A 14,295-nucleotide genomic window follows, 5' to 3' on the forward strand; every position below is an offset into this window, starting at 1 on the left:
TTCGTTCGGGTTCGGATGCCGACCGTGAGGTTTCGAACGTTGGCTTTTCGGGCTGTTTACGCGGCTCTCTCTGTCTAAACGATTTATATCTTTGGCCAAAATAGAACGTATGGCAATCTAATCTCGACTTTGCACTATATTTATGCAGTTATTCGTCGTGCGTCTATTCGAACGTCAGATGTACGATTATCGAAGCGAAGCGGAGTTCGATCGACTCCGCGCCGTCCGGGTACACAAACCGGGGTGTGAAACGTTCGTCGGCGCGGTCGATCCGGTGCCGAACCTGTTTCGCAGTCAGTCCTCCGTCGCCAACGCACAGCGGGAACACGAACGACTGGTCGAAATCCTCGAAGCGAACGGCGTCACCGTCCACCATCTCTGTGACGACCTCGCGGAGGGGACGACCCTCGACGCCCTGCTCGCGTCGCGCGTCCGTATCGACTGTAGCGATTTACCCCGAGACAGACGGACTGCGACGCGGGACTCGATGTGGAACGAGTTGCTCTCGCTTCCCCCGTACGAAAAACTGCAACTCGTCGGGAGCAACGCGACGCTGTACCGCCACCGAAACGGGTCGGGGAAGACTGGCGACCACGATTTCAGCGTCGGGCGCTTCGACACGACGAGCATCCGTTTCCGACAACCGCTCTCGAACCTCTACTTCCAGCGCGACCAGCAGATCGTCACGGACGACGGTCCCGTCATCGGATCGTTCCGGAACGAGACGCGGGACGCGGAGACGGGAATCGCGGTCAAGGGTTGGGAAGCGATCGGCGGTTCGCCGCGGCCCCACAACGGCCTCGTGGAATTCTTCCAGCCCACGGACCAGACGTTGGAGGGCGGCGATTTCATTCCGGCGGGCGAGTTCGCACTGCTCGGTATCTCGGCGTTCGAGGGCGAAACCGAGATTCCGATTCGGACGACACGCGGCGCGGGTCGGACGCTGCTGGAAGCCGACGTGATGTCCTACGACGAAGTCGGACTCGTCCACGCGCCGCGGACCGCGGACGCCGAGGAACAGGCCTGGAAGACGAACGGTGGCGAGACGGCGGAGACGGACATGGAGGTGATGCACCTCGATACGTGGTTCAACATCGCCGATGAGGGTATTGCGGTCGCTCGAAAACACCTCGTGGACAACACCGACGTGGAGGTGTACGGTCGGACGGGAACGGGCTACGAACACCTCCGAACCATCGGCTTCGGGGAGTACCTCTCCGAGAAGGACTACCGCATCATCGACGTGCCGTTCGACGAGCGCGCCGTCGGGACGAACTTCCTCACGCTCGACGCCGGGAAGATACTCCCGATACACTACCCCGACGAGGACGGTGAGTACGACCCGGCACGCAACGAACTCATCGAGACCATGCGCGCGGAAGGACTCGACGTCGTTCCGGACGGCGTCGGAATTCCGCTGGAACACCTCCGGGCAGGATACGGCGGCGTCCACTGCGTCACGACGCCGCTCCGGCGCGCGTAGTTATGGTTCAGTCGTTCCCGTTCGTCTTTCAGTCGTCCCCGTTCGTCTCGCTTTTCGGCGGCTCTCCCACACCCGGCGTTTCCTCCTTCGGGCGATGGAGGTTCTCCTTCTGTTGGTGGACCTTCCGATAGCCGCGGCGGACGAGTTTGTCCAACGTCCCGCGCCGAACTTCCGGTTTCACTCGGCCGTCACGAATCGCGGCGACGACGTTCTCGGGTGTGAGCGTGTCGGCATCGACCAGCGTGTAGGCCCGTCCGACTTCGATGGGATAGTGGGCGTCGCTCCCGCCGACGAGCGGCAGGTCGTACTGTTCCGCCAAGTCCCGCGCCCACTGCTCGGTTCGCGGATGTTTGCCGTTGACCTCGATGGCGTCGAACTCCGCGTCCACCTCGCGCACCGTGCTGTTCCGGTAGGGATGGGCGACGATGGCGGCACAGCCGCGTTCGTGGGCCAACTCGACCACCTCCTTCGGCGTGAGCGTCCCCGGGGAGGTGCGCGTCGGTGGGTCGGGTCCGACCACGAGGATGTGGCCCTTCGTCGAGGACACCTCGATGCCCGGAATCGTCTGCACGAGTTGCCCGGAGAACGAATGGTAGTAATCGTGATTCGTCAATGCGACGCCGTCCAACCCCCGATAGCGGGCTCCCAGTTCGAGCAGTCTGACGCCAATCGGGTCGAAGAGCGCAGCGGCCTGTTCGTGGCCGTGGAAAAATCGCGTGTGGGCGTGTAGGTCGATGGCAAACACGTTCGTCAATATGCAGCCGATAGGTCTTTGGTTTTTCCGCCGGTTTTCCTCGGCATGAAAGCCGACGGGGACGCCGTGGATGACCTCGCGGCGACCGAGGACGGAATCGAGTACGAGCGCGTCGTGATCTCCAACCCGATCAGCGGCGACGGGACCCACCGCGAACAGGTCCGGAGCCTCGCCATCGAACACGACTACACCGTGCTCGAAACGCAGGGTGAGGGCGACGCCGTCGAGTTCGCACGAAAGGCCACCGAAAGCGGCGCGTCGCTGGTCGCTGCCGCAGGGGGTGACGGAACCCTCCACGAAGTCGTTCTGGGGTTGGACGAAGCGGACGCGCTGGACTCGGTGACGTTCGGCGTGGTCCCGGCCGGGACGGGCAACAACTTCGCCGGAAACATCGGCGTCCGGAGCATCTCCCACGCCTTCGACGTGCTCGATTCGGGCGAGCGCAGGCGGATCGACCTCGGGACGGCGAACGGTCGCCCCTTCGTCAACTCCTGTGTCGGCGGGTTGACGGCCGACGCGAGCCACGAGACCGATCCCGAGCAGAAAGAGCGCCTCGGCGTGCTGGCCTACGTCGTGAACACCCTCCAGTTGATGACCGACTACGAGGGGTTGCCGCTCTCCATCGAGGCGTCCGACGAGGGCGACGTTTCGTGGTCGGGCGACGCCGTCTTCGTCCTCGTCGGCAACGGCCGACGGTTTCCGACGAAGGGGCGCACGCAGGCGAACATGGAGGACGGCCTGCTCGACGTGACCATCGTCGAAAACGTCCCCGCCGCGAACCTCCTGCAGGAAGCCACGATGCAGCGCCTGTTCGGGGCCGAAACCGAGAACGTCACCCACCTTCAGACGCCGACGCTGAACATCGAAATCGAGGGGAACTCGCCCGTCGAGTTCAGCCTGGACGGCGAGATGGGCGAATGGGACGAACTGACGCTCGACGTTCGTGAAAACGCGCTCGAAATTCCCGTCGGTGAAGGGTACGAGCGATATCCGGAGAAGCGACGATGAGGTTGGACGTTCCGGCGGAATCGGCGCTGAACGTGACCAAGTGATATTCGAACCGTGTCGCCATCATCGCCGTCTTCGTAACAACGTTTACGCCGCCCCCGTGCCTCAGTTCGCGTATGGCAATCACGGCCCGCGATTTGATGACGACTGAGGTGGAAACCGTCTCGCCCGACGACGAAATCGGGGAAGTGCTGACCCGTCTCGCGCGGGTGCAGTTCAACGGGTTTCCCGTCACGGACGACGGGGAGGTCGTCGGTATCGTCACCCAACACGACTTCGTACATATGTTTCAGCCGAGCGACCGAACGCTGTGGATTCCCATCGGCTTCCCGCCGTTTCTCGAAAGTCTGGAATACGGGTTCGACCTCTCGTGGGACGAGTTCGATGTGGGTATCGACCTCGTGCGAAACGCCGGAAAACCGGTCCGAACGGTCATGAGCGAGAACGTGGTGACGGTGACGCCCGACGACGACATCGACCGCGTCCTCGATCTGCTGGTCGACGCGGAAAACGACATCAACCGTTTGCCGGTCGTCGAGGACGGAAAACTCGTCGGCATCATCGCCCGACAGGACGTGCTGCGGGCGCTTCGGGACGAACGCCGCGCGCGGTGAGACGGGGCGACGTTCCGCTATCGAACCCGGCATTCGGGGTGGGTTTTCGAAACCTACACTACGACTCCTTTTACTGGGGTTTTGGCCTGAATACACATGACAGACCTAACCCCAATACCGCCGACCGAAGCAGTTGAATTGTATCTCGACCAACGTCGATCAGCTTGGTACATCAGTTCAGTCAGTCGAGAATGTCCGTGAGAGCGTAGATGATGCTATCGACACCTTGTTGAGGATAGTTCGCTTCACCAACGAGAAATCCGTCGAGAACGTGATGACGCTCACTACAAAGAGACACTTGACGAGAACCGACGGCACTGGTATATCAAAGAGAATTGTGCTGTAGAGGATGATGAAGAATCGGCGTTTGATGTGACTTTTGGGACATCATCGAACTAATAGACGTTCTATAACGACCGTTGTAGTTCAATATAGTCTTTGAACTCATCCTCATTTTTCTCATAGGCATATTTCCAGATGACCCTTACTAGTGATTTTGCTGCATTGAAATGACCTTCAACATAGTATTCGACATCAATTTTGTCAAAGCCAATTTCTGAATATGGGTTCCAACCTGAATTTTTGTCTTTACTAGGATGGTTATAGCCATACGGAGGATAACGGTCTACATCTGATTCAATCGTTTGTACTTCGTCAAGTGGGACAGTTATCGTACTACGTTGGGTGTCGAGATCAGGATTATAGAAATAGGAGTAGTTGACAGGAATCGTTAGATTGTGCTGTGAATATACTCGGAGACCTTCAATAACATGGTATTTTTCTTTATATTCCTCTCTACTTTTAGGGACATCGCCATCTGTCGGTAAATGATTTTGAGTAGTATGGAAAATTTGGTCAAACGAATATGCAGATGCAGCATAATTATGGAGATCAGTTATCACCTCCGTGTTAAACGCTCTATCACCGTCAAACCCATTCTCACGAAATTCTTCGCAAGATTCTATGATTCGTCTCCCATTCACATAGAGTATTTTTAACGCCTGTTTTAGCTCATTCAAATTATCAAGAATTTCCCTAAAATTGTGAGTTTCCATCTTCACAAGTGGATCAATACCTACAGAATGTATTCTAGCAACGTCGGTGTCTGGGTCTTGAACGGATAGATACGTCTTTATTGACAAACCCGCCTCTACATCGGAAATTCGAATATTATAATCTGTGTCGCAATCAGGACAAGTATAATCGGTTGTGAAGAGAAGATCTGAACCATCATTCACTCTACTAAATTTGGGAGAGTCATCGAACTCTGTTTTGCATTTATTGCATTCTAGTCGATTAAAAAGAACATGTGCCGATTTGAGATCTTCATAGCTCATAAACTAATTATTGTCCTAAGAACATAAAACTCCTACACCGAGATATCTTTGTACAATGCATGAATCTCGGGAGAAGGATGTCTCTACGCTCACTCGCCATCTAGTATGATGACCCTCTCGAAGAGAAGTTAGGAAAATATTCTATCTATGACGGAATGATCTATCCCTATATAAATGGAGTTTCCACCGTGGTTTTTCACGATAGAGGATTTCACCGATACAAGCCCGCTATTCTCTATTGTTGGGCCTTTAAGATCCTTAATCTATGTCATAAGAGCCTTGTGTATGGACAACAGTTATATATGGATTATGGATAAATTGAAAACGAGGTTCACGGACAGAAATCTACGCTGGATCCAACACCCATGCGTTGTATTCTGCTCCGTTGATCTTCGAGAGTAAGACATGAGGACAGAGAGTGACATCAACGGTCAGAAGGATGAATCGCCCCAGAATAACATTCAATCAATTACAGTCGTTGTCGAGAAGCTTAGCACACTACTCAATGCAGTTCAGAAGTTCGTTATTGCTATAGCATGTCTCATTTGGGTATTGCTTCTCGTCCTCTCCCAATTCTCATTGCTCCTCGTAATCTGCACAACAATCCTCATCCTCGTAACCGTGCAGTTGCTGTACCAAATATTCCCTTCGTAGAACAACGAGGATTCTGGCTGCATTCCAGAAACCTACGCTGGATCCAACATAAGTAATTCTGGAGTAAGAAGACTTCAACTTTGCTACTGAATATTGTCATTTGTGGTGGTACTCTGATCAAATAGTCATCGATGACTGATTACTCCATCATTGCGAGTAACCGAACGGCGATGATGGTGATGCCAATCAGTATTAGCAACCATGCCCATCCTCGAAGATGGACATCCATCACTGTATATATCGATGACGATAATATGTTCATGAAAATACCACCAATTAGGAATGTACCTCCAACCACAAGAGGCTCTTCAGACATTCGTAACCACCGTTCTTACGCACTCTTTGTCACTATCTCGAACAATTTCGACACGATTGGTTTGTTTGCTATACATCACAAATTAGGTTCAGCTTGCCATAGGATTATAAGAGGGTGCGAACGTCTCTATCGGGACAAGGACACAGTGCGTCTGCATTCAGACATGTCCGTGTCCGCATAGGGACATCATGATGAAATCAAAAGACAGCGAAGAGGTGGAGGATATAGACCCATATCTGAAAGAGCAAAATGAAGGAATTTTCAATGCCTTCGCACGAGAGGACCATTCTATCCTCACAACTTCGGAGATTGCAGAACATGTGAATCTCGTCCCACGCCAAGTCCGTCGGCGATTAGATGATTTGGAGGACGAAGGTATCGTAGGATCACGAAAGCCAGGACGATCTAAACTATGGTGGCTTCAAAGCGAGGTCAGAGAGCCGACTTCTGCTCAATATCCGATTATCCAACTGATTCAAGAACGAATCAGCCTACAGCTTGCAATGTTGGGAATATTGTCTGGGGTACTAACTGTTATCTTCACCTCAATCTCGACGGTAGCACTCGCATACGATATTATACCGCCATTCATCAGTACAGAAACCGTCATTCGATATGGTCTATTAGCGAGTATGGTATCGGCAGGATTCTTCATCGCATCTGGTGCGATTGCGGCTATCGACTGGATGTTCAGACACCTGGGTATCGAAATCAAGTATAATACTGGAAGCTAATCCGTTGGTAGCCAATACTAACCGAGAACCATTCGAGCGGTAATGGGATCGAGGACTAAGACACATTATGCCGATAGCTCTATCCCACTGTGCCAACAGATTAATCACAACCTCAGTAAGGGGAGTACCGACACTCATCTGATGCAGGATTACAATTCGCGTTCTGCGGGAAGATGAGCGTCCAACTGCGGAATCAAGTGGTCTCGAAGCTCCCACTGTCGCTTTAAGCGATTAAATGATGCGGCATTCGAGGTGGGTTTTCGAAACCTACACCACCTCTCGGGAGAGACCTCGTACAGTGACCCGGTATCGAAACGTTCTGCTGTTCGTTATTCTCGCCGCGTTCTGGGGGTCGGCGTTCATGGCCATCCGGGCCGGACTGGAGTTCATTCCGCCGGTCCTGTTCGCGGCGATTCGCTACGACGTGGCGGGCGTGTTGATGCTCGCCTACGCCATCTACGTGACCGACCGCTGGCGGCCACGGACGCGCGGCGAGTGGACGCTCGTCCTCGTCGGGGGCGCGCTGATGATCGCGGCGTATCACTCGTTCCTGTTCATCGGTGAACGACGGACGCCGAGCGCCGCCGCCGCCATCATCGTCAGCCTCAGCCCGATTCTGACCTCCGGTTTCGCCAGGATATTCCTTCCCAGCGAGCGGCTTACGCCCGCCGGAATCGCCGGATTGCTTCTCGGATTCGTCGGTGTGGCAGTCCTGAGCCTCTCGAACTCCGGTTCGGGTGAATCGCTGACGACGACGGTGATTCCGCAATTGCTCGTGTTCCTCGCCGCGTTCTCGTTCGCGCTCGGCAGCGTCCTCACGCAGCGAATCGAGGCCGAACTCCCCATCGAGACGATGGAAGCGTGGTCGATGCTCCTCGGCGCGCTCATGATGCACGCCATCAGCGTCGCCCGCCCGAGCGAATCTTTCTCGGCGATCCGGTGGACGCCCGACGCAATCGTCGCCATCGCTTACCTCTCCATCTTCGCGAGCGCGATCGGCTTTCTGATCTACTTCGACCTGCTCGATCGCCTCGGCGCGGTCGAGATCAACCTCGTTTCGTACGTTGCCCCTCTGTTCGCGGCGCTCACGGGTTGGTACTTCCTCGACGAGGTGGTGACCCCTCTGACCGTCGTCGGATTCTGTATCGTTTTCGCGGGCTTCTGCCTGCTGAAACGCCACGCGATTTCGCGCGAACTCCCCCGCGTGACGGGCGTGTTCACGTCCGGACGCTGAGTCGAGAAAATCCGATTGTTCGAGAATCGAAGCTCAGGCGAACCCGTAGAGGACGCCCTCGCCGTCGGTGCCGCCGATGTCGGGGAGCGTCGCTCGCTCGGGATGGGGCATCATGACCGCGACGGAATCCGAATCGCCGATGATTCCGGCCACGCTACCTTTCGACCCGTTGGGGTTCGTCTCGTCGTTGACGACGCCGTTCTCGTCGCAGTAGCGGAAGAGGATACGGTCGTCGGCGTCGAGTTCCTCGTACTTCTCGTCGGTAATCTCGAAGCGCCCCTCGCCGTGTGCGATGGGGACTTCGATGACTTCCCCTTCCTCGTAGGCCGCGGTCCACGGCGTGTCGGCGTTTTCGACGCGCAGGTAGACGTGTTCACACTGGAAGCGCGCGCTCCGGTTGGTCGTGAACGCGCCGGGCGTGAGTCCGGACTCACAGCCGATTTGTGCGCCGTTGCAGACGCCGAGGACGGGAACGCCCGACTCGGCGGCCTCGCGCACCTGTCCCATGATGGGCGAGTTCGCCGCGATGGCACCCGCACGGAGGTAGTCCCCGTAGGAGAATCCACCCGGCAGCATCACGCCGGTCGTGTCCTCCGGCAGGTCGTCCTCGTGCCAAACGAGTTCCGCGTCCACGCCGATGTGGGTGAGCGCGCGAATCGCGTCGCGGTCGCAGTTGCTCCCGCCGAACTGGACGATTGCGACCGTCATCGCTCCTCGACGGCCACCGTGTAGTCGTGAATCGTCGGATTGGCCAGCAGACGCTCGGCCATCTCCCCGGCGCGTTCCTCCGCGTCCGAGGACGATTCGGCGTCGAGGTCGATTTCGAACTCGTCCGCCGAGCGCAGCGATTCCAGTTCGAAACCGAGTCGTTCGAGCGCTCCTCGGGTCGTTTCGGCCTCCGGGTCGAGCACGCCCGCCTTTAGCCGAACCGTCACCGTCGCGGTGTAAGCAGTCATCGGTTGACCGTGCGCGTTCGTGTTCAAAAGCTCTTTTGGAACCGATTCGTTGTGCACGTTCGTGGTACTCCCGGGCAGTGGGAACCCGTATAGGCACCCCCTGACGATTGTCAGCACGGTCGGGAAATTTTGCACGGGAGCGAATACTTTTCCCGCCCGCCCGCAATACACATCCTCTATGGCCCAATTTCGCAACCGGCAGGTGAAGCGATGAACCACCGAGAGCTAACCGAAATCACCGTCGTCGGCGACGACGACACCGGACTCGTCGCCAACGTCACGACCCTCCTCTTCGAGCGCGGAATCAACATCGAGGACATCGACCAAGCCGTCCGCGAGGGCGTCTTCCGGATGACGGTCCACGTCGAGACGAGCGACATGGACGTGAGCAAACACCGACTCCGGCGCGACCTCGCCGACCTCGGCGACGATTTGGATGTGGACGTCCGCGTCCGCTTCCCGTCCGAACGCGACTCCCGACAGGTCGCCGTCCTCGTCACGAAGGAGTCCCACTGTCTGCAGCGACTGCTCGACGCCCGCGACGAGTTCGACGCCGAAATCGGAGTCATCATCGGCAATCACGACGACCTCGAACCGCTCGCGACCGAGCACGGAATCCCCTTCCACGACGTCGGCGATGACGGCGGCGTCCACGACGAAGAGAAATTGCTCTCACTGCTGGACGACTACGACACCGACCTCGTCGTCCTCGCGCGGTTCATGCGCATTTTGAGCCCCAACGTCGTCTTCCGCTACGAGGGGCGCATCATCAACATCCACCCAAGCCTGCTCCCGGCGTTCCCCGGCGCGAAAGCCTACCGACAGGCCAAGGAAGCGGGTGCTCGCATCGCTGGCGTCACCGCTCACTACGTGACGACCGATCTGGATCAGGGCCCCATTATCTCCCAGCGCGTGTTCAACGTCCCGGACGACGCCGCGGTCGAAGCGCTACGCGAACGCGGCCAACCGCTCGAAGCCGACGCGCTCCTCGAAGCCGTCCGCCTCCACCTCAACGACGACGTGGAGATCCGTCGCGGTCGAACGGAACTGCGCGAAAGCGGTGGTGACGAATCGAAGTATCAACTCGGCATGCCACCCGAACTCGACGCCGAGATGCCTGACGGACCGATCGACGGGACCCTCGCTCTCGGCGAGTCCGACGACTGAAATTACTTCGTCTCTTCCGACTCGGTACGCCGTGCGAGGACGAACGTGGCGGTTCCGCCCATCTCGTCGTTTACGGTGTGTCGCCAGCGAATTTCGAACCCTGATTCCTCCAGAATTCGCTCGCTCTCGTCCGGCGACGGGATGCTCCAATGCATTTCGACACCCGTCCCGAGCCAATCGTCGTTACTTCCCTCCCACGCCTCGGAACCGATCGTAAGGAGGAGATGGCCACCCGGCCGCAGGAGACGACGGAACTCCCGTGCTACGTCGGGATGGTTGCCCGACGGCACGTGAATGATCGAGTGGTAGGCACAGATACCGTCGAACGTGCCGTCTCCGAATCCGAGTTCGGTCATATCCGCTTGGCAGAACCGCCCCTCGGGAACGTTCTTCCGGGCACGGGCTATCTGTTCGCGCGAGAAATCGATTCCGACCAGATCGACATCCCCCGCCAGCAGTTGCGCGATGGGACGACCGGCACCACAACCGGCGTCGAGCACGCGGGCGTCCTCCGGGAGGTGCATGTAGAACTCCTCCAACAACGCGAGGTCCTCGCTGTCGTCGTCTTCACTTCGCTCAGCGAGGTACTCATCCGCGATTCGGTCGTACGCGCGACGAACGTCGTTTCTATCGTAGGGCATGGGTTATGTGAGCTGACGGTGCTGTGGGTCCCTTGGTTCGGTCTCGCATAAAAAGCTTCGTCACCGACAGGGATTGCTACGTAACTGATTTCGAGCCGAATTTCTTGTGACGGCAAGGACTACGATGAAGGCCCAGAAAGCCCCCGGCCGCTCGCTACGACATGGGTTTGATTGCTTTGCGATTGGAGTTGCTGAGAAGCAGACGACCTCGAAAGCCCCCGCCCGCTCGCGGTCGCTGTGCAGGATATCTGTGCTCTCCACACCGTTCGCACAGATAGTTGCCTGCACAGACGCCCACGTAAACGCGAGCGGGCGGCCCCTTTCAGTCCTACCCGACCGCCACCGCACCACCCACACACCTCCCCAACCTCCTCGCTCCCTACGGTCGCTCGTCCACCGTCAGGCTCTGACGAGCCATTCGTTCACTCACATCGTTCGCTCACGAAGACCTCGCGCGGGCGTACTGACGTGCGCCTCCGCACGCCGGTCAGCTGGCCAATATCGCCCCGCCCGTCCAACCGAGTGGCGCGCGCGAGAAACGCGCGCGAGGGATGACGGAGCGACTTAAATTCCCGTGAGCGGAGGAATAGGTTGGGGAGGGCGTGGTGCGATTGCGGTATTCATGCGGCTCGGGTACTGAAATCAGACTAGGAATCAAACCCTTCTGTGCGGAGGGAACGGGCGGGGGCTTTCGAGGTAGTCTACCTACCAGTAACCGCAATCACACACCAGACAAACCCACCTCGTTGCTGTTCCGAGAGACGATTCTCGACGACAGTCAGCGAATCCAGAGTAATACTTCTTTCCGAAAAACAACGCTAAAACGCACCTATCCAAGCCCGTTCGCCGATTTTACAGCTCTTTGACGGCCATGACGGCGTCCTCCAGCGACGGCGCGTCGAAGAAGTCGCGGCTGACGTAGGCGTTGGTACCGGCGGTGTAGAGGTCACGGGCGGCGGTGAGCAGTTCGTCCGGGAGCGGCTGTGGGTCCTCGGAACACAGCGATTTCCAGTCGGCGATGTCCCGCTCTTTCGCCTCGACTTTGGCGTCCTTGACGGCGTCGACCCACGCGGGTTGCTCGCGCTTGTGGTACTGGCGGATGAACTCCTTGCTGACCTGCTGGCCGTGGAAGGTGAACCGGTTCTCGTCGAAGGTGCCGACCACGTCGGCGACGCGAATCTCGCCGTCGTAGTAGAGACACTCGATCTTGCCGTCCTCGTGGGTCAGGTTCGATTTCGCGGCCTGCCGGGTGACGAGGTCGTTGACCTCGCGTGCGACGCGTTCCAGTTCCGAGATGTCGGCCTTCCCCGCGATTTCGTCCGCCTCGCTCCGCGAGAGATATCGGTCGCCCTTCTCGAACTTGGTCGAGAACTCGATCACCGGCTCTTCGAGTTGGACGGCTCCATCGGGCCACTCCGGGAAGTCCAGCCCGTGGTCGGCGGGGTCGGTGCGGCGGCGCAGACTCGATCCGACCGGCACGCTGTTACGGAAGACGACCTCCAGCGGGATGAGGTAGTTGTCGTTCGCGCCGCTGTGGAACAGTTCGTAATCGTAATCTCGGCCCTCGTGCGGCAGGTTCGGTACCTGCGTCAGATCGATGGCCATCTCGGTCGGCGGTTCGGTCACGTCCGAGAGGGAAACCACGTTGCCGTCGGAAACGACGCCGCGGTAGTGGGTCGGAATGCCTTCCTCCTCCAGTCGTTCGAAGTTGAACGCGCCCATGGTACAGAGGCTCGCGCCCTTGTCCGGAATCGTATCGGGCATCTTGCCCCAGTCGAACACCGAGTAGTCGTTCGTGAACACGAACGACCCGCGCCCGAGTGAGTCCGGCGTCGGTTCTTCCTCGACCCGGAACTCCTTCACACTCGTCATGGTGGTGTTTCTGCCGTCCCCGGACTAAGTAGTTTCCATCTTCGTGCTGAACTGAGCCGACATGTGGCCGAAAGATGTACATATGCATGCAGTGGTGTCTGCCGTGACCCTGCGATTTTTGGGGGTCGGACGGGATGATTGTCCCATGGCTAACGTGCGCGCGGAGAGCAACATCCCACGGGACCGGTTCGGGTTCGAACACGTCCCGGAGACGGATCAATCGTTCGAGAACGCCCTCGAACGGGCGCGAAACGGCGACCGACTGACGGTCGCCGACGGCGTCGAACTGCTGACGACCGGCACCGACCACCCCGGCATCGACCTCGTCCGAAAGGAGCGCGTGTTGGAGGCCGCCGACCGCCGCCGCGAGGAAGTCGTCGGCGACACGGTCACGTTCGTCGCCAACCTGAACAACAACGTCACGACGGCGTGCAACACCGGTTGTCTCTTCTGCAACTTCAAGAACACCGCACGGAACTTCGAGGTCGGCGCGGACGAGGATCACGGCGGATTCACGAAAACGCCGGACGAATCCCGTGAAATCGTCGCCGACGCACGCGAACGCGGCATCTACGAGGTTACGTCGGTCAGCGGTCTCCACCCCGGACTCGCGCTCGACGACGAACACCTCGAAATCCTCGATGCGAGCGAGCGCGGCGATTTGAACTTCAAACACCCGGACGAGTACAAAACCGACCCCGCGACGTACGTCGATCAGATTCGCGCGATGAGCCTTCCCGGCATTCACATCCACTCGATGACGCCCGAGGAAGCGTATCACGCCCGTCGCGGCACGGACTGGAGTTACGAGGAGGTGTACCGCAGGCTGAAGGCCGCCGGACTCGACAGCGCGCCGGGCACCGCCGCCGAGATTCTGGTGGACGAGGTGCGGGGCGTCATCTGTCCCGGAAAGATCCGTACGGACGAGTGGATGGAGTCCATGGAGGCCGCCGCGAACGTCGGCCTCGACACGACGGCGACCATCATGTACGGCCACGTCGAAAACGAGATGCACCGCGTGATGCATCTCGAAAAACTCCGCGAGTTACAGGACCGAACGGGAGCGATAACGGAGTTCGTCCCGCTCTCGTTTATCCATCAGAACACGCCGCTGTACGAGCGCGGGATGGTCGAGAACGGAGCGAGCATCCACGAGGACGAACTGCTCATCGCCGTCGCCCGACTCTTCTTGGACAACATCGAGAACATCCAGTCATCGTGGGTCAAATACGGCGACGAACAGGGACTCAAGATGCTCTCCTGTGGCGCGAACGACTTCATGGGCACCATCCTCTCGGAGGAGATCACGAAACGCGCGGGCGGCCAGTTCGGCGAGTTCCGCTCCTTCGAGGAATACGTCGAGATGATAACGACCATCGGCCGCACTCCGGCGGAGCGTTCGACCGACTACCGGCAGATCCGCGAAATCGACCCCGACGACCCGCCGTTCGGCCCGACGCTCGGCCCGTGTGCGGACGGTACGCCGCTCCTCGACTGACGATTCTCGACTGACGATCCCGTTCCG

13 protein-coding genes are annotated in these 14,295 nt (G+C 58.2%); 7 read left to right on the top strand and 6 right to left on the bottom strand.

Features of this window, described 5'->3' with window-relative positions:
* Positions 1-178 precede the first annotated feature (178 nt).
* Positions 179-1,483 carry an arginine deiminase family protein gene (locus tag NKF25_RS03575; RefSeq protein WP_253225336.1) on the top strand — a complete coding sequence of 435 codons (1,305 nt, stop codon included), beginning with the start codon at positions 179-181 and terminating at the stop codon, positions 1,481-1,483.
* A 28-nt stretch (positions 1,484-1,511) separates the two neighbouring features.
* Here the strand turns inward: NKF25_RS03575 and NKF25_RS03580 are convergent, their stop codons facing one another.
* Positions 1,512-2,228, bottom strand: a complete 717-nt coding sequence (locus NKF25_RS03580; protein ID WP_253225337.1) for a PHP-associated domain-containing protein — start codon at positions 2,226-2,228, stop codon at positions 1,512-1,514.
* A 54-nt stretch (positions 2,229-2,282) separates the two neighbouring features.
* Here NKF25_RS03580 and NKF25_RS03585 point away from each other — a divergent pair, with 54 nt between their 5' ends.
* Positions 2,283-3,245 (top strand): diacylglycerol kinase family protein, encoded by a 963-nt coding sequence (locus tag NKF25_RS03585; protein WP_253225338.1) that lies wholly within the window; start codon positions 2,283-2,285, stop codon positions 3,243-3,245.
* A 116-nt stretch (positions 3,246-3,361) separates the two neighbouring features.
* A complete protein-coding gene (locus NKF25_RS03590) occupies positions 3,362-3,859 on the top strand; it encodes a CBS domain-containing protein (protein ID WP_066141194.1) in 498 nt (165 codons plus the stop codon).
* Positions 3,860-4,266: 407 nt separating this feature from the next.
* Here NKF25_RS03590 and NKF25_RS03595 read toward each other — a convergent pair whose 3' ends face one another.
* Positions 4,267-5,196 (bottom strand): hypothetical protein, encoded by a 930-nt coding sequence (locus NKF25_RS03595; RefSeq protein WP_253225339.1) that lies wholly within the window; start codon positions 5,194-5,196, stop codon positions 4,267-4,269.
* Positions 5,197-6,357: 1,161 nt separating this feature from the next.
* On the opposite strand from NKF25_RS03595, the gene NKF25_RS03600 reads away from it, so the two are divergent.
* Positions 6,358-6,900, top strand: a complete 543-nt coding sequence (locus tag NKF25_RS03600) for a winged helix-turn-helix domain-containing protein (RefSeq protein WP_253225340.1) — start codon at positions 6,358-6,360, stop codon at positions 6,898-6,900.
* A 298-nt stretch (positions 6,901-7,198) separates the two neighbouring features.
* The gene (locus NKF25_RS03605) at positions 7,199-8,134 is read left to right on the top strand and encodes an EamA family transporter (RefSeq protein WP_253225341.1); all 936 of its coding nucleotides are present in this window, start codon (positions 7,199-7,201) and stop codon (positions 8,132-8,134) included.
* Between the two features lie 33 nt (positions 8,135-8,167).
* Here the strand turns inward: NKF25_RS03605 and purQ are convergent, their stop codons facing one another.
* Positions 8,168-8,842, bottom strand: coding sequence for a phosphoribosylformylglycinamidine synthase I (purQ, locus tag NKF25_RS03610; protein ID WP_253225342.1), 675 nt, complete (start codon positions 8,840-8,842; stop codon positions 8,168-8,170).
* Positions 8,839-9,090 carry a phosphoribosylformylglycinamidine synthase subunit PurS gene (gene purS / locus NKF25_RS03615; RefSeq protein WP_066142421.1) on the bottom strand — a complete coding sequence of 84 codons (252 nt, stop codon included), beginning with the start codon at positions 9,088-9,090 and terminating at the stop codon, positions 8,839-8,841. Before purS ends, purQ begins: the two co-directional genes overlap by 4 nt.
* Before the next feature lie 210 nt (positions 9,091-9,300).
* Here purS and NKF25_RS03620 point away from each other — a divergent pair, with 210 nt between their 5' ends.
* Positions 9,301-10,257 carry a formyltetrahydrofolate deformylase gene (locus NKF25_RS03620; RefSeq protein ID WP_253225343.1) on the top strand — a complete coding sequence of 319 codons (957 nt, stop codon included), beginning with the start codon at positions 9,301-9,303 and terminating at the stop codon, positions 10,255-10,257.
* A gap of 2 nt (positions 10,258-10,259) precedes the next feature.
* Here NKF25_RS03620 and NKF25_RS03625 read toward each other — a convergent pair whose 3' ends face one another.
* The gene (locus NKF25_RS03625) at positions 10,260-10,898 is read right to left on the bottom strand and encodes a class I SAM-dependent methyltransferase (RefSeq protein WP_253225344.1); all 639 of its coding nucleotides are present in this window, start codon (positions 10,896-10,898) and stop codon (positions 10,260-10,262) included.
* An 852-nt stretch (positions 10,899-11,750) separates the two neighbouring features.
* Positions 11,751-12,770: a phosphoribosylaminoimidazolesuccinocarboxamide synthase gene (locus NKF25_RS03630; RefSeq protein ID WP_253225345.1), complete on the bottom strand. Its 1,020-nt coding sequence runs from the start codon at positions 12,768-12,770 to the stop codon at positions 11,751-11,753.
* A 145-nt stretch (positions 12,771-12,915) separates the two neighbouring features.
* On the opposite strand from NKF25_RS03630, the gene cofH reads away from it, so the two are divergent.
* Positions 12,916-14,268 carry a 7,8-didemethyl-8-hydroxy-5-deazariboflavin synthase subunit CofH gene (gene cofH / locus NKF25_RS03635; RefSeq protein WP_253225346.1) on the top strand — a complete coding sequence of 451 codons (1,353 nt, stop codon included), beginning with the start codon at positions 12,916-12,918 and terminating at the stop codon, positions 14,266-14,268.
* Positions 14,269-14,295: the final 27 nt, after the last annotated feature.

The sequence above is a fragment of the Haladaptatus sp. AB643 genome (assembly GCF_024136975.1).
Taxonomy (GTDB): domain Archaea; phylum Halobacteriota; class Halobacteria; order Halobacteriales; family Haladaptataceae; genus Haladaptatus.